Here is a 20,403-nt window from a genome sequence, read left to right as displayed (position 1 = left end):
GCAATTGCACATCTGTGGTTCGATGCTACGCATCGCCCCGGAATGACGACTTGCAGTTTTATCTCACCCTCAATCGAGGTGAAATTTATCAAGCTGCCGATGCTGGGCCTTGATGTAGCGCACGGTGCCGGTGACGGAACGCATCACAACGGTTTCCGTCTCGATCACATCCTTGCGGAACTTGACGCCCGAGAGCAGCGAACCGTCGGTGACGCCGGTCGCGGCGAACAGGCAGTCGCCTCGCGCCATGTCCTCGATGCCGTAGATGAAGCTCGGATCGGTGACGCCCATCTTGCGCGCGCGCTCGCGTTTCTCCTCGGTGTCGAGAATCAGCCGGCATTGCATCTGGCCGCCGATGCAGCGCAGCGCCACTGCCGCCAGCACGCCCTCGGGCGCGCCGCCGGTGCCGATATACATGTCGACCCCGGTATTATCAGGGTCGGCGCAATGGATGACGCCGGCAACGTCGCCATCGGTGATGAGCCGGACCGCGGCACCGGTCGCGCGCACGCCGTTGATGATATCGGAATGGCGCGGGCGATCGAGCACCAGCACCGTGATCGCGGAAGTGTCGACGCCTTTGGCCTTGGCCAGCCGGCGAACGTTGTCGGCGGGAGAAGCGTCAAGCTCGATGAGGCCCTTGGCGTAGCCGGGCCCGATGGCGATCTTCTGCATGTAAACGTCGGGCGCGTGCAGCAGCGTGCCGCCATCCGCCATCGCCATGGTCGCGATCGAGCCCGGCATGTTCTTGGCGCACAGCGTGGTGCCCTCCAGGGGATCGACGGCGATATCGACCTTTGGGCCGGCGTTGATGCCGACCTTCTCGCCGATGAACAGCATCGGCGCCTCGTCGCGCTCGCCCTCGCCGATCACGACCGTGCCTTCGATCGGCAGCTTGTTGAGTTCGCGGCGCATCGCGTCGACCGCGGCCTGGTCCGCCGCCTTCTCGTTGCCGTGGCCGCGCAGCCGCGCGGCCGACACCGCCGCGCGTTCCGTCACCCGCACGATCTCGAGCGTCAGAATGCGCTCCAGCAACAGCTGCGGCGGAACGGAAATATGGGTAGACATCGGCGAACTCCCTAAAACTTCACGGCGGATTTGCTGGCCCGCATATAATCGTTTGACGCGTCGTCCGTTCGAACCCCGCGCTAGTTTTTCTCGATCCGGATCACCTGCGGCCGGCCACTGATTACCTTGTCGCGCTGCACGGCCTGCAGCGCGCGATATACGGCGTCTTCGCTGGTCGCATAGGTAATCAGAATGACCGGCACCGGCGAAGCTTTTCTCGCCGCGCCGTTGGCGTCAACACCGTCGGAATGGCGCTGCACGATCGATTCGATGGAAATTTTCTGCTCCGCCAGCCGGGTGGCGATCGTCGCCGCGGTACCTGCCAGATCGCGCGCCATCAGGCGGATATAGTAACCGCCCTCATGGCGCTCCATCGGCGCCTTGCTGGTCGCGCGCAACCGCTCCACCGGGCGCCCGAACGGCATGGCGCGGATACCGCGCGCGACGTCGGCGATGTCGGCGACCACGGCCGAGGCGGTCGCAGCCCCCCCTGCCCCCGGGCCGACCAGGGTGATCGGCGGGATGCCCGCGCCATCGATGGTTACCGCATTGGTGACACCCATGACCTGCGCGATCGAGGACGATTTCGGCACCATGGTCGGATGCACGCGCTGTTCGATACCTTTGGCGGTCCGCACCGCGACCCCGAGCAGCTTGACGCGATAGCCGAGTTCCTCGGCGGCGCGCAGGTCTTCGGGGGCGATCGAGGAAATACCTTCGACATAGACCGCGCTCTGCGCGACCTTGGTGCCGAAGGCGAGACTGGCGAGAATGGCCAGCTTCTGCGCGGTATCATGGCCGTCGACGTCGAACGACGGGTTGGCCTCGGCGTAACCGAGACGCTGCGCGTCTTTCAGGCACTCGGCAAACGACAACCCCTCCTGTTCCATCCGGGTCAGGATGTAATTGCAGGTGCCGTTGAGGATGCCGTAGACGCGGTTGACGTCGGTACCCGCGAGGCCCTCGCGCAAGGTTTTGACCACCGGGATAGCCGCCCCGACCGCCGCCTCGAAATTCAACGCGCCGCCATGCTTCTCGGCCGACTTCGCCAGCCGCAATCCATGTTTGGCAATCAGCGCCTTGTTGGCGGTGACCACCGATTTGCCGGATTTCAGCGCCGCCTCGATCGCCGACAGCGCCGGCTCGCCGGAGCCGCCCATCAATTCGACGAAGCAGTCGATGCCGGGATCGCTGGCCAGTGCCAGTGCATTTTTGGCCCAGGCGATATCGCGCAGATCGAGTCTGCGTTTTTTCACCTTCGAACGCGCGGTGACGGCAACGACGCGCACGCCGCGGCCGCAGCGCGCGGATAAAGTTCGGCCTTGCTCTTCGATAAGGCGGACGACTTCGGCGCCAACAGTGCCGAGCCCCGCAATACCCACTTTCAGGGGTGCGACCATGAAGCAAAAACCTGCCGGAGAAGCTACCGCCGGTTGGCGAGAGGAACCACGTTGTGCAACGTTTCGATGCCGCTTTCAAGGAAGCGGCGCACGCCACGGGCGGCCTGGCGAATACGTTGCTCGTTTTCCACCATGGCGATACGAACATAGCCCTCGCCGTGCTCGCCAAAGGCAACACCCGGGGACACCACGACGCCGGATTTCTCAACCATCAGGGTCGCGAATTGCATGCTGCCGACCCCGCGGAACGCCGCCGGCAGCGGCGCCCACGCGAACATCGAGGCCTGCGGCGGCGGGATCTCCCACCCTGCCCGGCCGAATGACTCCACCAGCGCATCCCGGCGCTTGCGGTAGGTGTCGCGCATCTCGCGAATGCAATCGTCCGGACCGTTCAGCGCCGCGGTCGCGGCGACCTGGATCGGCGTGAACGCGCCGTAATCGAGATAGGATTTCACCCGCGCCAGGGCGGCGATGATCCGGTCGTTGCCGACGGCAAACCCCATGCGCCAGCCGGCCATCGAAAACGTCTTCGACATCGAGGTGAATTCCACGGTCACGTCGATCGCGCCGGGAACCTGCAGCACCGAGGGCGGCGGATTATCGTCGTCGAAATAGACTTCGGCGTAGGCCAGATCCGACAGGATGAAGATCTCGTGCTTTTTGGCGAACGCCACCAGATCCCTGTAGAAATCGAGGCTCGCGACATAGGCGGTCGGATTCGAGGGATAGCAGACGACGATCGCGAGCGGCTTGGGGATCGAATGGATGATCGCGCGCTCCACCGCCTCGAAGAATTGCGGCGTCGGTTCCGAGGGCACCGAGCGGATCACGCCGCCGGCCATCAGAAATCCAAAGGCATGAATCGGATAGCTCGGATTCGGACACAGCACGACGTCGCCGGGCGCGGTGATCGCCTGCGCCACATTGGCAAAGCCCTCTTTCGAGCCGAGCGTGGCAACCACCTGGGTCTCGGGATTGAGCTTTACCCCGAAGCGCCTGGCGTAATAGGCCGCCTGCGCCTTGCGCAGGCCGGTAATGCCGCGTGAGGCGGAGTAGCGGTCGGTCCGCGGCTTGCCCAATGTTTCCTTGAGTTTCTCGATGACATGGGGCGGCGTCGGCAGGTCCGGATTGCCCATGCCGAGGTCGATGATATCGGCGCCGGCATTGCGCGCGGCCGCCTTGGCGCGATTGACCTGTTCGAACACGTATGGCGGCAGACGGCGGATGCGGTAGAAATCTTCCATGGGACCTTGCTCCGACAACCCATCAGGGCGGAATCGCCGACACCCTGCTTAACGACACGGAATTCGGCTTCGTCCGGAAAGCGCACTAAATCAAGGATTTAGGGCGCATTCTGGCGAACATTCCAAGTCTTCGCCCTGATTTGCGGTTGAATTGGGTCCTTTTACCACGGACGCCCGGCTGCACCAGCCGTTTACTGGGCCGTCAGGTCACTTTGCGGCCGGGTCCTTGGCGGCCGGGTCTTGGGCCGCTGCCGCCGACGCCTGGCGATCGCGCGCGGCAATCAGTTCGGCCTGTATCTTGGCCCGCTCCGCCGGCTCCAGTTCGGGATCGCCGCGGTCCGGAGGCAGATCATGAACCGGAAGGTAACCGCCGGCATCGGTCGGGCGCACCGGGGCGCCGGCCGGCGTGCCGACCGACGGCAAATCCGCGATCGAACTCGAGCAACCGCCGAGCGCAAGCGCCAACAGCAGCCCGGCTGCCAACGTCAGCGCGTTCATTTTTCGATCGGCCGACATCATCCGTCCGGAAGTCCTCACTTCGCCGAGCTGACCCTGTAGTGCGTGGTAGTGCGTGATGCTTAATTTCATCAATTGTTGCGGCGGCGCCCAAACCATTGTCGCCCAAAACGATTAAAGCCTGAACACCAAACCGCACGGTTGGGGCTTCAATATGACAGAGCCAAGATACTTTGTCGCAGTGCAACAGCCCAGCGGCCGAGATTAACCTCAAGCCAGCCATCGATCTGCGCGGTGACGAACTTGAAATGAACCTATAGTGTCGGGATATGAGCGACGTTACGACTGAAGCCGAGGCTACAAAAAAATTCGATCCCGAAGCCTTTGCGATGAACCTCGCGCGGGCCATGGAGAGCAGCGGCCAGGCGCTCGCAGCCTATCTCAAGCCGCGCGAGAACGCCGAGCCCAGGGATAAGCCGCCGAACGAAATCGGCGAGGTGGTCAAGACCTTGAGCGCGGTCGCGGAATATTGGTTGTCGGATAACGAGCGGTCGGCAGACCTGCAGATGAAGATCGCCAAGGCCTATCTCGATCTGTGGGGCTCCTCGATGCGCCGCCTGGCCGGCGAAGCGGTGCTGCCGGCGATCGAGCCATCGCCGCGCGACAAGCGATTCAAAGACCCCGAGTGGAAGTCCAACCAGTTCTTCGATTTCGTGATGCAGCTTTACCTGCTCACGACGCGGTGGGCGCAGGATCTGGTGCGCGACGCCGACGGCCTCGACCCGCACACCCGCAAGAAGGCGGAATTCTACGTCCAGCAGATCACCAACGCGCTGGCGCCGTCGAATTTCGTTCTCACCAATCCGGAAGTGCTGCGCGAGACATTGGCGTCCAACGGCGACAATCTGGTTCGCGGCATGAAAATGCTGGCAGAAGATATCGAGGCCGGACACGGCACGCTGCGCATCCGCCAGTCCGACCCGGCCAATCTCGAGGTCGGCGTCAACATGGCGACGACGCCGGGCAAGGTGATTTTCCAGAACGAGCTGATGCAGCTGATCCAGTATCAGCCGGCGACCGAAAACGTGCTGCGCACCCCGCTTTTGATCGTGCCGCCGTGGATCAACAAATTCTACATCCTCGACCTCAAGCCGGAGAAATCCTTCATTAAATGGTGTGTCGATCAGGGCATCACCGTGTTCGTGATTTCCTGGGTCAACCCGGACAAGAGCCTCGGCGCAAAAACCTTCGAAGATTACATGAAGGAAGGTCCGCTGGCGGCGATGGATGCCATCGAGCGGGCCACCGGCGAACTGAAGGTCCACACCCTGGGCTACTGTGTCGGCGGCACCCTGCTGGCCTCGACGCTGGCATGGCTGGCGGAAAAACGCCGCGTGCGGGTGACGTCGGCGACGTTGCTGGCGGCGCAGGTCGATTTCAGCCACGCCGGCGATCTCCTGGTGTTCGTCGATGAAGACCAGATCTCGGCACTCGAGCGCGACATGCAGGCCTGCGGCGTGCTCGAAGGCAACAAGATGGCGATGGCGTTCAACATGCTGCGCTCGAACGATCTGATCTGGTCCTACGTCGTCAGCAACTACCTGAAGGGACAGTCGCCGTCGGCGTTCGATCTGCTGCACTGGAATTCGGATGCGACGCGGATGCCGGCGGCGAATCATTCGTACTACTTACGCAACTGCTATCTGGAAAACCGGCTGTCGACCGGCAGTATGGTGCTGGACAACACGTTGCTCGATCTGTCGAAGGTGAAGGTGCCGATCTACAATCTGGCGACGCGCGAGGATCATATCGCACCGGCGGATTCGGTGCTTTACGGTTCGCAGTTTTTCGGCGGTCCGGTGAAATATGTGCTGTCCGGTTCCGGGCATATCGCGGGCGTGGTCAACCCGCCATCGTCAGGCAAATATCAGTTCTGGACCAACGACAACATCAAGGACGTGACGCTGGCGGACTGGCTCAAGGGCGCCCGGGAACACAGGGGGTCGTGGTGGTCCGACTGGCGTGAGTGGCTCGCCAGCATCGACGCCGAGGAAGTGCCCGCGCGCGCCGTCGGCACCGACGCGCTGCCTGCGATCGAAGACGCGCCCGGCAGCTACGTCCGGGTCCGCGCGTAGCGCAACCAAGCGCGTCTGATATAACAGGCCGTCCCGCCGGGACGAGATTCGAAACTCCAATTAGGGGGAAACCTATGACGCGCGAATTGTTCTGGCTGACGCTGACGGTTATTCTGACTGGGCTGTTGTGGGTACCCTACATACTCAATCGCTGCCAGGTCCGCGGCCTCGGCGGCGCCATGGCCAACCCGTCGCGCAACGACAAGCCGCATGCGGAATGGGCAACGCGCCTGATGTTCGCCCATGACAACGCCGTCGAAAACCTGGTCATCTTCGCGCCGCTGGTGCTGATTCTGGCGCAGATCGATTATTCGACGAAGTGGACGGTCTACGCCTGCGCCGTATATTTCTGGGCGCGTGTCGCGCATTTGATCGTCTACACGATGGGCCTGCCGGTGTTCCGCACTTTAGCCTTCACCGTCGGCTTCCTGGCGCAGGCCGTGCTGGCGCTGGCGATTTTCGGGATTGTTTGAGAGCGCCTCCCGCATTCACTCCGCAGCGATCGCCGACGTTCGCTCGATCAGAGACCTGACCTGCTCCGCATCGGCCGATGTCGCCGGATTGTAGACGATCATCTGAAGATCCGGCCGCCCGTCGACCGCGAAGGCCGAGTATTCCAGCGCGATCGGCCCCAGCACGGGATGGCGCAGGCGCTTCACCCCGTCGCCGTGGGTTCGCACGTCATTGTCACGCCACATCGCCGCGAATTCGGGACTCGTGCGACACAGTTCATCGACGAGCGGCTCGACCTCGGCCGCGGCGCCTGCGCGCGCGGCATCGATCCGGAAGGCGCCCACCACGAAGCGGGCCACGCTTTCCCAGTCGAACTGCGCGGCACGGACGCGGGGATCGCAGAAGATCATGCGCAGAACGTTGCGCTGTTCGGGTGGCAGGGAGCCGTAATCGGTGAGTACGGCCGCCGCCGCCCGGTTCCAGGCGACCACGTCCCACGTCGCCGTCCTGACAATCGCCGGACTGTAGGCCAGCGCTTCGAGCAGGCGCTGCAGTCGCGGCGTGATCGCGTCGCCGCCGCGATAGCGGACTTCGGGCGGACGGCCGAGGCCGAGCAGGAACAGGTGTTCGCGCTCGACCTCGGTCAGCGTCAGCGCCTTGGCGATGCGGTCCAGCACGTCCGCGGAGGGATGGCCGCCGCGGCCCTGCTCCAGCCACGTGTACCAGGTCGCGCTGATATTGGCGCGCTGTGCCACTTCTTCCCGGCGCAGTCCCGCCGTGCGCCGGCGGCTGCCGGACAAGCCGAACGACGCGGGATCGAGCTTCGTGCGCCGGTTCCTCAGATAGTCGCCGAGCCGATTGTCGTTCACCTCTGTCATGCGCAGCCTGTTAGAGGTTATACCGGGATAATGTCACTACTTTAACAGGATGGAGCGCCGTTGCACATAGCTCTCTCGATCACTTGGGAGAACATCACATGCGCGTCTTCGTCACGGGTGCCACCGGCTTCGTCGGCTCCGCTGTTGTCCGCGAACTGCTCGCGAACGGCCATCAGGTTCTCGGCCTCGCTCGCTCAAAAGAAGGAGCGGCCGCGCTCACCGCAGCCGGCGCCGAGGCGGTCCACGGTTCGCTTGGCGACCTCGACAGCCTGCGCCGGGGCGCGGCGGCAGCGGACGGGGTGATCCACACCGCCTTCAACCACGACTTCTCAAAATTCGAGGAGAATTGCGCGGAGGACCGCCGCGCCATTGAGGCGATCGGCGGCGTGCTCGAAGGCTCCGACCGTCCGCTGCTCGTGACGTCGGGTGTCGCGCTCCTCTCCCCTGGCCGCACGGCGACCGAGGAAGATGTGCCGCCTTTCAACTCTCCCTCCTATCCCCGCAAATCGGAGGCGGCGACGGCCGAGCTGGTGGAACGCGGCGTGCGCGCATCAACCGTCCGGCTCGCCCCGTCGGTCCATGGCGATGGCGATCACGGTTTCGTTCCGCGGCTCGTCCAGTTCGCGCGCGAGAAGGGCGTGTCCGCCTATATCGGCAATGGACTCAACCGCTGGCCGGCGGTGCACCGGCTCGACGCCGCCCGGCTCTATCGGCTCGCGCTGGAGCGCGGCGCCGCCGGTGGCCCATTCCATGCCGTCGCCGAAGATGGCGTGCCATTCAAGGCGATCGCCGAGGTGATCGGCCGCCGCCTGAACATTCCCGTAGTCTCGAAATCTGTTGACGACGCAGCCCAGCACTTCGGCTGGTTTACGCGGTTCGCAGGCATAGACGCGCCGACATCGAGCGCGCGGACCCGCACGGTGCTGGACTGGACGCCGACCGGCCCCGACCTTCTCACCGATATCGGCCAGCCCAGCTACTACGCGCACCCCTGACAGGAAAACAGCAATGACCGATACAAGGATGTCGCTCGACGGAAAGCGCGTGGTTGTCATTGGCGGCGCGTCGGGAATCGGCTTCGCCGTCGCCGAACTGGCGCGCGCCCAAGGCGCTGCAGTTGTCATCGGTTCGAGCACCGGGGCGAATGTCAGCGCGGCCCTCGAGCGCCTGCAGGATGCGACGGGTCGCACCGTCGATCTGCGCGACGAGGCCAGCGTTGCCGGCTTCTTCGGCGAGCTCGGCGCGTTCGATCATCTGGCGATAACGGCAGGCGATTGGGGCGGATCGACGTTCTTCGCTTCCTCAGGCGACCTCGACCTGACGCAGGCGCGGGAATGCTTCACGGTACGCTTCTGGGGCGCACTCGCGGCGGTCAAGCACGGCTGCCGTACGATCGCCCGGGACGGCTCGATCACGCTGACGAGCGGCATGCTCGCGCATCGGCCGAGGAAAGGCGCGCCGATGGCGACCGCCGTGGCGGGAGCGGTCGAACACCTGACCCGCGGTCTGGCGATGGATCTCATCCCGGTGCGGGTCAACGCCGTGTGTCCGGGCATCGTCCTCACCGACCACGTCAAGCAGATGCCGGAGGCCATGCTGCAGTCGATCGTAGCGCCCCTGCCGGTGCCCCGCGGCGCGTCGCCGGCGGAGGCCGCGAAGGCCTATATTTACCTCATGCTCAACGGCTACGCGACGGGCCAAATCCTGCCAATCGATGGCGGCGGCCTGGTGGTCTGACCAGCCGTGCCCAATGGCTTCAGCTTATGAATCGGCGAACCCCAGCATCAGCCGCATGTTCTGCACCGCGGCACCTGAGGCGCCTTTGCCAAGATTGTCGAGGCGCGCGACGAGCACCGCCTGATGATGTTTGTCGCTGGCAAAGACGTAAAGCTCAAGCCTGTCGGTCTCGTTGAGCGCCTCAGGCTCGAGCTTCCCGCTCCCGGAAGCCGCGTTGTCGAATGGCATCACCGCGACATGGGTGCTGCCGGCGTAGCGCTTCGCCAGCGTGGCGTGGAGGTCAGCCCCACCGGGTTTGCCCGGAAGCGTGTCCAGTTGCAAAGGGACGGAGACCAGCATGCCCTGCCGGAAGTTTCCGACCGAGGGCACGAAGATGGGCCGGCGCGTGAGTCCCGAGTATAGCTGCATCTCCGGCAGGTGCTTGTGCTCGAAGCCGAGGCCATAGAGTTCGAAGGCCGGTGCGGAGCCGTCTTCAAAGCTTGCGATCATCGACTTGCCGCCGCCCGAATAGCCACTGACGGCGTTGACGGTGACGGGATAGTCCGCAGGCAACAGAGCGGCATCGACGAGCGGCCGGAGCAGCGCGATAGCGCCGGTTGGATAGCAGCCCGGATTGGACACTTTCCGCGCCGCCCGAATCTTGTCCGCTTGATCCGGCGCAAGCTCTGGAAAGCCGTAGGTCCAGTCGGGCGCGACACGAAAAGCCGTCGACGCGTCGAGAACCTTGGGAGCTGCAGCGCCCATGCCGTCGATCAACGCAACGGTCTGCTTCGCAGCGTCGTCCGGCAGGCAGAGGATGACGAGATCCACTTCTGCCATCAGCGCGCGCTTGGCGCTAACGTCCTTGCGCTTGTCCTCTGCGATGCCTTTCACCGCAACGTCGCTCTGCTGGCCAAGGCGCTCTTGAATGCCGAGGCCCGTCGTTCCGGATCCGCCATCGACAAAGACCGTGGGCTTCGTGGTAGCGCCGATAGACCGCGGTTGGTCGGTGTCAGTCAGCGTCATGGCACACTCCTCTCGATCTTGTCGGTTTCGCCTGCAAAGGCCTGCGGCCGCGCTTCCCGCATCAGCTGCGCAATCTGTTGGGCGCCGCCGTCGGTTTGCCCGGCAAGCGCCCCCGCAACCGCCGCATAGTCAGTCTCGGACTTATGCTGGTTCAACTTGAAGCTGCCTTCAACCTCCTCGACCGTCATGACCAGACCCATGATCGCCTTTTTCATCGCATCCAGACGCCCTGCCGTCATCTTCGACGACATCCAGGGCGGCTTCGGCGCCAGCCAGCTTTCGAACTTGGCGCTCAGTGCATCGAGATGCGGACCGAGTTCGCCGTCAGACAATGTCCGCACCGTGCCGGTGAGATGCACGGCCTGATACAGCCAGGTCGGCACCTGGTCCGGCGAGACGTACCAGTCCGGCGAGATATAGGTATCCGCGCCGTTCACGGCCATCAGCCAGGACGATGTCCCGTCCGCAAGTCTCACGAGCGGATTATGACGCGCGACATGAAACGCCGCCTGCGGCGTGCCGTCATCGGCATAGGCGAGATAAAACGGCAGCGACGAGGCGATCGGCCTGGTGCCGTCCCACGCGCAAACCGTGCCGAATCCGCGGGCTTCCGCAAAGCCGAGGCTGGCGGCGCGATCGGGCTTGAACATGGGAGGCGTATACATTTCAAACTCCTGCTTGACGTAGGAGCCGCCGGATCAGATCGCGCTGGTGGGAAAGCAAAATGCCGCGGACCGGATCCGGCGGCAGAGGCAAAACGATCTTAAACGCAGACGTCCGCCAATGCCGCTGATATGCGGCGGCGGCGAGCGGACAGTGTGGTCGCGGCGTTGAACATGGGCGCGGCTATAAGGCCACGCCCGGTTTTCGTCAAGATGTGCCACCGTCATTCCGGGATGGTCCGAAGGACCAGACCTCAGATGTGCAATTGCACATCGGGGAATCCAAGGATTCCGGGTTCGCTCGCTTCGCTCACGCCCTCAGATGCGCCAATTGGCGCATCGGGGAATGACAGCTTGGGTCAGATCGTCGGATTCCACGGCGCCGGCACCACCCGGTAGCCGCTGCCGTCCTTGACGACGTTGCCAAGCCCGGGGAACGGATAGTGGAAGCCCTGTACCTGCAATCGCTCGGCCACCACCATGTCGTAGATCCGGCGACGGGTCTTCTCGGCCACATCGCCGTCCTGGTCGAAGAACGCGTGCCAGCCGGGATTGGTCGCGAACGGATTGGGATTGTTGGTGACATCCGACTGGATGAACACCTTGCCCGAACCGGACGACAGCACATAGGAGGTGTGGCCGGGGGTATGGCCAACGGTTTCGACCGCGAGCAGGCCCGGCACGACTTCCTTGCCCCACTCGTACGGCGTGACTTTCTTCTTGAGGCCGGCCTCGAAGATGTTGCGGTTGTTCTTGAAAAGGCCCTGCATGCGGCCCGCCGGCGCCCGGCTCATCTCGCCGTCGTCCATCCAGAATTTCCACTCGGTCGCTGGTACCAGCACTTCGGCGTTCGGAAACGCCGGCGTGCCGTCGGCCGCCAGCAGGCCGTTCACATGGTCGGTGTGGAAGTGCGAGATCACGACCGTGTCGACGGCCTTCGGGTTGAAGCCGGCGGCGGCCATGTTCTCGGCGAACAGCCCGTTGGCGTTCTTGCTGTTGACCTTGGCGACCGGGCCATTGCCGGTATCGATCACCACCAGCTTGCCGCCTGTATTGATCACCAGCGGCGCGAAGTAGATCGTGAACACATCGCGCGGCAAAAACGCCTTCTCGAGCGCGGCGTTGACTTCTTCCTTCTTCGCATTGGTGATGAAGGAATCTTCCAGCGGGAAGGTGTTCCGGCCATCGGAGACCACTGTGACCTGGATGTCGCCGACCTTGTAACGATAGAAGCTCGGCGCCTGCTTGTCGGCGACCGGCGCGGCTGCGCTCGCAGGCGTGAACGGCAATAGCGGCGCGGCCGCGATTCCAGCGGCTCCGGCCAGTGCGTGACGTCGTGTCAGTTCCATACTGATGTCCTCTCCCTGTGACCTACGATTGCCGCGCGGGATTATCCGCTTGCTCGCAGCTTGTAGCGGCCACTTTTACCAGCGTTTTTGTTCAGGCGCGATAACAAGCGATGGCAACGGTCGGCATTTGAAAGGTTAACCCTGCGCCCCCCACCTATTCCAGGCAGCCTCAAACGGTGCGACCGACCCGAGCGCAAGATGGTGCGATTTGCCTCGCTGTCACTGCCCGGAGAACAATCCGATGTGGCGGAACAGAACCTGCCAGAAGGAATTTCCACTGGTCAGCCCTGCAAGCCGGGCGGTGGCCTCCGGATTGCCGCCATTGGCGGCCTTGCTATACCATTCGATGGCCTTCTGCGTGTCCTTGGGAACGCCCACCCCGCTCTCATAGGCAAAGCCCAGATTATATTCAGCGTAGCTGTCATGCTGGTCGGCGGCACTGCGAAACCAGGATACCGCCTTCGTGTAGTCAAGCGGCACCCCCTGGCCTTTGACGTAGAGCAATCCAAGATTCATCTGCGCCCATGCATTGCCTTGATCGGCTGCCTTTGCAAACAAAACTACAGCTTGCTGGAGGTCTTGGGCGACCCCACGGCCGTCCCGACACATGCTTGCCAGGCGAGCTTGGCTCCAAGCGTCGCCTTGATCGGCCGCCTTCGCGTACCACTGAGCCGCGACCTTTTCGTCGCGTGCGGCGCCGAGCCCCTTCTCATACAGATAGCCTAGGTGCGATTGGCTGTAGGGATCGCTCTGCTCGGCCGCCAAAAGGAACCAGCGGATAGCCTCGGTGTAATTGCGCTCAACTGCCCGACCGCTCTCGTACATGCTGCCCACATACGATTGAGCCTTGGCGCTCCCGCTCTCGGCAAACGGTTTAAGCCGCGCCATCGCAAGCTTGTAGTTCTGCGCCAGAAACGCATTTACGCCTTCGCTAAAGTCGGTGCTGGTTTCCGTGAGATGGGGCGCCGATTTCGGCGTCAGGCCAATTGGCCCGTACTTGAACCCGTTGAACTTGTCCAAGCCTGCCTTGATCGCTGCGGCGAATTCCGCCGGACAAACCGCTGCGTCGAAACTCAGCCGGACGACAGCGCTGGAACGCATTGTCCGGCCATCGAGCACGGCGGTCCCATTTACCTCGATGCGACCGCTCGCGGCTCCATACGCCGTCCTGCCGTTGAAGCTTCTTTCATAGGCGATCGGCGCCGGCTTTTCGTAGAAATTGATTCCCTCGGGCACGGTGAGCGACGCGGTCTCCCGGTATTCCAGAGCGCGGCAAGGAAAGGGTTGGTCGGTCGTACCGCCGGTACTTAACAGCAACAGCGAGGGCCGAGGATCGGTCAGCGGCAGCATCCTGACGCGCTCCGGTCCATCGAGGCCGACAGGCTTGCTGATCTGAAACGTCGCGGTGATGGCGTAACTCTCAAACAGCTCGCGCGGGTTCGGGAAGCTGTAGTCGCCGGTACCGCTAAGATTGGCATACTCGATCAGCTTCTTGGCGGCGTTCGGCCGGTCCACCGCTTCCAACCCTTGCGCGACTGAGCGCCCTACTAGTGCACCCAGCCCAGTTCCGGACAAAATCGAACGGGCCCGGCGCGTGCCGTCACTGAGCAGCGTGTAGTCTGTATCCGCCGTCAGCGTGAAGCGTTCCGGCTTAGCCACGGGAATGCTGGCCAGGGTACCTTTGTCGATATTGAGCGCCGGCTTGCCGCTGAGGCTCGGTGGCAATGAGCCGAAGGCCAAAAGCGACGCTGTCGGATCGAGATACTGGTCGAGCTCTGGCACGTAAACGATGGCATGGTTGAAATTCGGGGTAGCGACCTCGGTGAGCGTGTATTGCGCATCGGCATTCACCGCTACGAGATTCGCTTCGATCCCTTGCACCGCCAACAGAGCTTTGAGGATGGTCGCATGCGCCTTGCAGTCGCCGTAGCGGGATGCGAGCACCGCCGACGCAGGCTGCGAAGTCAAGCCCCCGTCCTCGAATCCAATCCCGACATAGCGTATATTCCGGGCGACCCAGTTGTGGATTCGCTCCACCTTGAGGCGTGTATCGGCGGCATCGCCGACAATCTCGGTCGAGAGCTTCCTCAACGTCTCGTCAGGTACTGCCATGGGAGCGTTACGGGCATTCAGCATGGCCGCGAAAGCAGCATAGTCCCCGAAGGTGCTGACTTCGAAACGCCGGGCGTCGTCGAACGAGTCAATATTCATCTGGCGCGGCTTCGGCGTGTCCTGTCTTATCTGCACATGATGAATGATCCGCTTGCCTGACCTCTCTTCGCTGTGCTCGAAGTTCCGCCCGGCGATATGCAACGGTCTAGAGGCCGGTCCATCGAGGGTAATTTCGATCAACTCGGGAGGTTGATCTGCCGGCTGGCTCCAATAGCGTGCAAACTCTCCAGTGAATTCGGCCCTCTTTGCTTTGATGATCAGGCGTCCCCTTATCTTGTCGCCAGGGGCGACGTTTGAATAAGCGATGATCCTGTTTCGCTGCTCGTCGAAATAGGGTGAGGCGGAATCCGCCGATGCGGGTTGGTCGCGGATGGCGCGCTTGTCGACTGCGATCACACTCCCGTCCGGCTTTAGGGTAGCAAGGTCATCGGACGTCAATTCGTTGAAATAGTTGTTATAGGCAAAGGTCTGCTGCGAGATGGCCGCGGCGCCCTTCTCATCGAGCGCCTGGATTTCGAAATCGAAAATGGTCGTGCTCAATCCCTGTTCGTCGAAAGTGACGTTGTAACGGCTGACCGTTCGCCGCCAGCCTGGATCGACCCAATTGGACCCGTGATACGCGCCAGTCGCGTCCGCAGCGTTGGCAGCAACGAAGGGCGACGAGATCAGCAACAACAGCAAAGCCGGATAGATACGTGCGATCATGACGCTGAAAGCCCCGCGGGTGACCCTTACATCGGCCGCTCAGCTAAACATCAGGAAATTACCGCTGCTTTCTTTAGATAGAAAAGATTTTATCTTCTCTCATAAGATGTGTCAGGGGCCAGAATTTGCCTTTGCAGTTTAATTTGTTCTGGCATCGTCTTGGGTCTGACGGCTAAACCTCTGACGTCTAAACCTAGACCACCCGCCACAGCCATTCGGCGATTTGGCCGATCACGTCGCCGAACAGCAGCAGCGCCGCCGACCACACCAGCGCGGAGACGAAATTGGCGACCTGAAAACTCCAGTACGGCATCTCGAATATCCCGGCAGCGAGCGGCACGGAGGCCCGCAGCGGTCCGAAAAATCGCCCGATGAAAATGCTCGGCACGCCCCATTTTTTCACGAAGGCTTCGCCCCGCGGCAGGATCTCCGGATAGCGCGACAGCGGCCAGATCTGGGCGACGTGTTCCTTGTATTTGAAGCCGAACCAGTAGGAGACCCAGTCGCCGAGTGCTGCCCCGATTCCGCCGGCAATCCACACCGGCCAGAAGCTGATGCCGCTGGCGCCGATCAAGGCCCCGATCGCAACCAGCGCCCCCCAGGCCGGGATCAGCAGCGAAATGAAGGCAAGCGATTCGCCGAACGCCAGCACCAGGACGATCGGTGCGGCCCAAGTCTGATGCTCGCGCACGAAATCGGCCAGCGCGTGCGCAAAATCTTCCATTTTCAAACGCCCTTCCCCGGCCGCGGTCCCGTCCGACCCTTTTGAATCCCTGTACGGGTTCGATGCCCAAGAACAGGTAAGCCAGCGCCATCGGCGACATCAAGTCACAAAGGCGCGGACCACGCGTGAGCCTTCGGCTCTCGCAACCGGTTTTCCTATTCAACTCTGAGGCGGCGGCGGTTTCGGCGGCCGCGGCCTTGCCGCTGGGGATGGCGCCGGCACACGCGGTTGCAAGGTCACGATAACGGGATTCGGCTTGTGATCCTGTGCGGCGCCGGTGGCGGCATCCACGCCCATGCCGATCAACCCGCCTGCAAGAATGTTGCCCGCAAAGCCTGCCGCGCCGGAGCCCGGAACCTCCTTGGTGAGCGGAATCATCAGCGGTTCATAGCCATCCTTGTTGATCGTGACGGTAATGTCGGCACTTCGCTTCGCCTGGACCACGCACGGGGTCAGGCAGGTAATCGGGGTATCTAGTCCGGATATTTCGGCCGTTGCACCCGCCGGCGTGGTCGCGATGGAAATGTTCTCCGTCGTCCCCCGCGTTACCGACGCGCAGCCGAGACATGGCATCGCGATTGCCGCGGCCACCAGCAGCTTGATCATGGATTTCCCCCAGCCCCGCCGAACCCTTGCGCAACCTTTGAATGAAAGCAAGAGAATGCTCGCGGCCACGTAGAGATATTATTAATTCCGTGGAGGCTGGGTTATTGGCAGTGGTGCGCGTACCTATGGGGCAAGGGTGAGCCGCGCGGCCGTCACTTTTTAAGCCCATCCATGGCATAGTCAGAGCAATGATTCGCTGCGCCACCGGCGCGCGCAACACATGAAACAATATGCATAAACCATTGAAAATACCCCCTAAAGGCAAATCGTCAAATGACCTGTTCGGCGCCGCGGAGCCGAAGGGCCGAGCGCCGCTGAAGGTCGCCTCGCGCGCTGAAAGCGCCGAAGCCGGCTATACCGCCCGGGATATCGAGGTGCTCGAAGGCCTCGAGCCGGTGCGGCGCCGGCCCGGCATGTATATCGGCGGTACCGACGAGAAGGCGCTGCATCATCTGTTCGCCGAAGTCATCGACAATTGCATGGACGAAGCGCTGGCCGGTCACGCCACCTTCATCGAAGTGGAATTGAACGCCGACGGATTTCTGACCGTCACCGACAATGGCCGCGGCATTCCGGTCGATCCGCATCCGAAGTTTCCGAAAAAATCCGCGCTCGAAGTCATCATGTGCACGCTGCATTCCGGCGGCAAATTCGACTCCAAGGTGTACGAGACTTCCGGCGGCCTGCACGGCGTCGGCGTCTCCGTGGTGAACGCCCTCTCCTCGCGCCTCGAGGTCGAAGTCGCGCGCAGCCAAAAGCTCTATCGCATGGCGTTCGAGCGCGGGCATCCCAAGGGCAAGCTGGAAGAGCTCGGCAAGATCAACAATCGCCGCGGCACCAAAATCCGCTTCAAGCCGGACACCGACATCTTCGGCGCCAAGGCTGCGTTCAAGCCGCAGCGCCTGTTCAAGATGGCCCGCTCCAAGGCCTATTTGTTCGGCGGCGTCGAAATCCGCTGGCGCTGCGACCCGGAACTGCTCAAGGGTCTCGAAGACGTCCAGCCCGAGGCGACGTTCCATTTCCCCGGCGGTCTCAAGGACTTTCTCGGCGCGGCCATCCACAACGACACCCTGGTGCATCCGGATATCTTCTCGGGCAAATCCGGCCGCGTCGGCGCCCGCGGCGCCTGCGAATGGGCCGTCGCCTGGACCGCCGACGCCGACGGTTTTCTGTCTTCCTATTGCAATACGGTGCCGACCCAGGACGGCGGCACCCACGAATCCGGCATGCGCAGCGCGCTTTTGCGGGGCCTGAAGGATCACGCCGAGCGGGTCGGCCAGGGCAAGCGCGCCGCCACCATCGTCTCGGAAGACGTCATGGTCGGCGCTGCCGTGATGCTCAGCGTATTCGTGCGCGAGCCGGAATTCCAGGGCCAGACCAAGGATCGCCTCGCCACCGCCGAGGCCCAGCGCATCGTCGAGCAGGCCATCAAGGACCCGTTCGACCACTGGCTGTCAGGCAATCCGGTGCAGGCCAACAAGCTGCTGGATTTCGTGATCGAGCGCGCCGACGAGCGGCTGCGCCGTCGGGCCGAAAAGGAAATCTCGCGCAAGACCGCGGTGAAGAAGCTGCGTCTGCCCGGCAAGCTCGCCGACTGCACCAACACGGCTGCCGAAGGCTCCGAGCTGTTCATCGTCGAGGGCGATAGCGCCGGCGGCAGCGCCAAGCAGGCGCGCGACCGCCAGACGCAGGCCATTCTCCCCTTGCGCGGCAAGATCCTCAACGTGGCCTCCGCGACCAAGGACAAGCTGACCGCGAACGCGCAGCTCTCCGATCTGATGCAGGCGATCGGCTGCGGCACCGGCGCGCATTATCGCGCAGAGGATTTGCGCTACTCGCGCATCATCATCATGACCGACGCCGACGTCGACGGCGCGCATATCGCTTCCCTGCTGATCACGTTCTTCTACCGGCAGACGCCGCGGCTGATCGACGAAGGCCACCTTTATCTGGCGGTCCCCCCGCTCTACCGGCTCACTCATGGCAGCAAGACGGTCTACGCCCGCGACGAGGCCCACAGGGACGCGCTGTTGAAGAGCGAATTCAACGCCAACGCCAAGGTCGATGTCGGCCGTTTCAAGGGGCTTGGCGAAATGATGCCGGCGCAGCTGAAGGAGACCACCATGGACCCGGCCAAGCGCACCATGCTGCGGGTGGTGCTGCTGGCCGACGACCGCGAGGGCACCGCCGATTCCGTCGAACGCCTGATGGGCACCAAGGCGGAAGCGCGCTTTGCCTTCATCTCCGACAAGGCCGAGTTCGCCAGCGATGATCAGCTGGACGTTTAGACCACGACCACCCTTTTTCAGTAGCGTTTGCTGAGGGTTAGTTCGTCATTTCAAAGATAGATGCGAGCCCGGGTTCGGCCTCCTCGAAGCCCGGTTCCCGGACCGTTTTCCGGCGGGTGTGCCTGTCCAGCAACAGCTTTCTGGGCCAAAGCGGCTATAGTCCCAACACTGGTTTTTGGGAATCGGCGCATTTTGCGCCCCCGTCACGCGGTCCGAACACTCAATTATCGAGGGAATTGAAAAATGAAGAAATTAGTGCTCGCTCTGACTGCACTGGCGGCATTCACCGGATCGGCCGTTGCGGCCGACCTTCCCGCCCGCACTTACACGAAGGCCCCGGAGCCGTTGCCGGTGGCTCCGAGCTGGACCGGCTTCTACATCTTCGGCGGCGGCGGCGGCGGCATCTGGGATGCGAACGACAACGCGAAGGTGACGGGGACGGGCCTTCCCCTCAGCATCAATTCGAGAACGGGCGGCGACGGCTGGTTTGGAACAGTCGGTCTTGGATATGATTGGCAATTCAATGGTCCCTGGGTCTTCGGTTTGCTCGCGGACGGCCAGTTCGGCAGCCTGAAGGGCGACATTCAGGATCCGACCTTCCCCTTGACCGGATCCATAAAGATGCAGGACGCTTGGGCCGCTGGCGCGCGAATCGGCTATCTGGTGGCCCCGAATGTCCTGTCCTACGTGAACGGCGGTTGGACCGGTTCGCACTGGTCGGGTACGACGCTGTTGAACACGTTCAGTGGCTTTCCGGTGGGCGGCCACACCAATTCGTTTAACCTCAATAATGGCGTCTTTGTCGGCGGCGGCGTCGAGAACAACCTGAACATCTTCGGCATCACGGCACCGGGCTGGTTCATGAAGACCGAATATCGCGCTGCCTATTACGGCAACAAGAACATCAGCGAGCTGGTCAACGTCACCAACGCCCCCGCCGGTAACGACATCGCTTTCAAGCCGTTCGTGCAGACCATCAGCACCTCGCTGGTCTACCGCTTCAACTGGACCGGACCGGCAGTCGCGAAGTACTGATCTGATCTTCCTTCACCGCTTAAAAGCCCCGGCTCGTCCGGGGCTTTTTTGTACCTTGGCAAAGGGTGACATCGCTCGAAAGGTGCCTCCCCGCTCTTGCCCCAGGCGAGTGAGCGCGCCACTCTGGCGATCGGTGCGCGATGGCCGCGCGGCCAACGCGAACGCGAGAAAGCCGATGCGCAAACTGCTTCTGATCGTTGGCCTGCTCGCGCTCGCCGTCGGGCTGTTGTGGATCGGTCAGGGCACCGGTGTGATCGCCTGGCCGCAATCGAGCTTCATGATCCGGCAGATCCAGTGGGCCGGCTACGGAGCGGCGCTGGGCGCGCTCGGCCTGATCCTGATCTGGCAGAGCAAGCGCTGATCGAAGCGAACGCGTAACCAGCACGTCGTGGCCGGGCTTGTCCCGGCCATCCACGTCTCTTAACACCGAAGGCAAGAAAGACGTGGATGCCCGGGACAAGCCCGGGCATGACGAGAAACGGAAGG

General features: G+C 62.8%; 18 protein-coding genes. 7 read left to right on the top strand and 11 right to left on the bottom strand.

From position 1 onward, the window contains the following. Positions 1-69 precede the first annotated feature (69 nt). From glpX to B5527_RS17345, 4 genes are all read right to left on the bottom strand, one after another. The gene (gene glpX, locus B5527_RS17360) at positions 70-1,068 is read right to left on the bottom strand and encodes a class II fructose-bisphosphatase (RefSeq protein WP_079602612.1); all 999 of its coding nucleotides are present in this window, start codon (positions 1,066-1,068) and stop codon (positions 70-72) included. Positions 1,069-1,148: 80 nt separating this feature from the next. After that, positions 1,149-2,468, bottom strand: coding sequence for a homoserine dehydrogenase (locus B5527_RS17355; protein ID WP_079602611.1), 1,320 nt, complete (start codon positions 2,466-2,468; stop codon positions 1,149-1,151). A 23-nt stretch (positions 2,469-2,491) separates the two neighbouring features. Beyond that, entirely contained in the window at positions 2,492-3,712 is a 1,221-nt protein-coding gene (locus B5527_RS17350; protein WP_079602610.1) for an LL-diaminopimelate aminotransferase, read from the bottom strand. 207 nt (positions 3,713-3,919) lie between these two features. Continuing rightward, entirely contained in the window at positions 3,920-4,300 is a 381-nt protein-coding gene (locus B5527_RS17345) for a hypothetical protein (RefSeq protein ID WP_425305078.1), read from the bottom strand. A 197-nt stretch (positions 4,301-4,497) separates the two neighbouring features. Here B5527_RS17345 and B5527_RS17340 point away from each other — a divergent pair, with 197 nt between their 5' ends. Next, on the top strand, positions 4,498-6,303 hold the full coding sequence (locus B5527_RS17340; RefSeq protein ID WP_079602609.1) for a PHA/PHB synthase family protein: 1,806 nt from the start codon (positions 4,498-4,500) through the stop codon (positions 6,301-6,303). Positions 6,304-6,377: 74 nt separating this feature from the next. Then, complete coding sequence (locus tag B5527_RS17335) at positions 6,378-6,776, top strand: MAPEG family protein (protein ID WP_079602608.1); 399 nt, start codon at positions 6,378-6,380, stop codon at positions 6,774-6,776. A 15-nt stretch (positions 6,777-6,791) separates the two neighbouring features. Here B5527_RS17335 and B5527_RS17330 read toward each other — a convergent pair whose 3' ends face one another. Beyond that, on the bottom strand, positions 6,792-7,634 hold the full coding sequence (locus B5527_RS17330) for a helix-turn-helix transcriptional regulator (RefSeq protein WP_079602607.1): 843 nt from the start codon (positions 7,632-7,634) through the stop codon (positions 6,792-6,794). Positions 7,635-7,732: 98 nt separating this feature from the next. Between B5527_RS17330 and B5527_RS17325 the strand changes: the two genes are divergently transcribed. Beyond that, entirely contained in the window at positions 7,733-8,629 is an 897-nt protein-coding gene (locus tag B5527_RS17325) for an SDR family oxidoreductase (RefSeq protein ID WP_079602606.1), read from the top strand. Between the two features lie 13 nt (positions 8,630-8,642). Continuing rightward, positions 8,643-9,371 carry an SDR family oxidoreductase gene (locus tag B5527_RS17320; RefSeq protein WP_197689309.1) on the top strand — a complete coding sequence of 243 codons (729 nt, stop codon included), beginning with the start codon at positions 8,643-8,645 and terminating at the stop codon, positions 9,369-9,371. A gap of 24 nt (positions 9,372-9,395) precedes the next feature. Here the strand turns inward: B5527_RS17320 and argC are convergent, their stop codons facing one another. The 6 genes from argC to B5527_RS17290 all read right to left on the bottom strand — a co-directional run bounded on the left by argC (position 9,396) and on the right by B5527_RS17290 (position 16,594). After that, complete coding sequence (gene argC / locus B5527_RS17315) at positions 9,396-10,376, bottom strand: N-acetyl-gamma-glutamyl-phosphate reductase (RefSeq protein ID WP_079602604.1); 981 nt, start codon at positions 10,374-10,376, stop codon at positions 9,396-9,398. Beyond that, positions 10,373-11,041 (bottom strand): FMN-binding negative transcriptional regulator, encoded by a 669-nt coding sequence (locus B5527_RS17310; RefSeq protein ID WP_079602603.1) that lies wholly within the window; start codon positions 11,039-11,041, stop codon positions 10,373-10,375. The genes argC and B5527_RS17310 overlap by 4 nt, the downstream gene beginning before the upstream one ends. Positions 11,042-11,397: 356 nt before the next feature. Next, positions 11,398-12,387, bottom strand: a complete 990-nt coding sequence (locus B5527_RS17305) for an MBL fold metallo-hydrolase (RefSeq protein ID WP_079602602.1) — start codon at positions 12,385-12,387, stop codon at positions 11,398-11,400. 219 nt (positions 12,388-12,606) lie between these two features. Beyond that, positions 12,607-15,264 (bottom strand): DUF3857 domain-containing protein, encoded by a 2,658-nt coding sequence (locus B5527_RS17300; protein WP_079602601.1) that lies wholly within the window; start codon positions 15,262-15,264, stop codon positions 12,607-12,609. Positions 15,265-15,457: 193 nt separating this feature from the next. Next, positions 15,458-15,988 (bottom strand): DedA family protein, encoded by a 531-nt coding sequence (locus B5527_RS17295; protein ID WP_079602600.1) that lies wholly within the window; start codon positions 15,986-15,988, stop codon positions 15,458-15,460. 159 nt (positions 15,989-16,147) lie between these two features. Then, the gene (locus B5527_RS17290) at positions 16,148-16,594 is read right to left on the bottom strand and encodes a PEGA domain-containing protein (RefSeq protein ID WP_172842576.1); all 447 of its coding nucleotides are present in this window, start codon (positions 16,592-16,594) and stop codon (positions 16,148-16,150) included. A gap of 230 nt (positions 16,595-16,824) precedes the next feature. Here B5527_RS17290 and parE point away from each other — a divergent pair, with 230 nt between their 5' ends. The 3 genes from parE to B5527_RS17275 all read left to right on the top strand — a co-directional run bounded on the left by parE (position 16,825) and on the right by B5527_RS17275 (position 20,278). Next, positions 16,825-18,882, top strand: coding sequence for a DNA topoisomerase IV subunit B (gene parE / locus B5527_RS17285; RefSeq protein WP_079602599.1), 2,058 nt, complete (start codon positions 16,825-16,827; stop codon positions 18,880-18,882). A gap of 243 nt (positions 18,883-19,125) precedes the next feature. Then, positions 19,126-19,917, top strand: a complete 792-nt coding sequence (locus B5527_RS17280) for an outer membrane protein (RefSeq protein WP_079602598.1) — start codon at positions 19,126-19,128, stop codon at positions 19,915-19,917. A gap of 175 nt (positions 19,918-20,092) precedes the next feature. Continuing rightward, positions 20,093-20,278 (top strand): hypothetical protein, encoded by a 186-nt coding sequence (locus tag B5527_RS17275; RefSeq protein WP_079607339.1) that lies wholly within the window; start codon positions 20,093-20,095, stop codon positions 20,276-20,278. Positions 20,279-20,403: the final 125 nt, after the last annotated feature.

It is taken from the genome of Bradyrhizobium erythrophlei (assembly GCF_900129425.1).
In the GTDB taxonomy this organism is placed as follows: Bacteria; Pseudomonadota; Alphaproteobacteria; order Rhizobiales; family Xanthobacteraceae; genus Bradyrhizobium; species Bradyrhizobium erythrophlei_C.
Note: the sequence above shows the minus strand (reverse complement) of the source record. Positions and strands in the feature narration are given on the sequence as shown.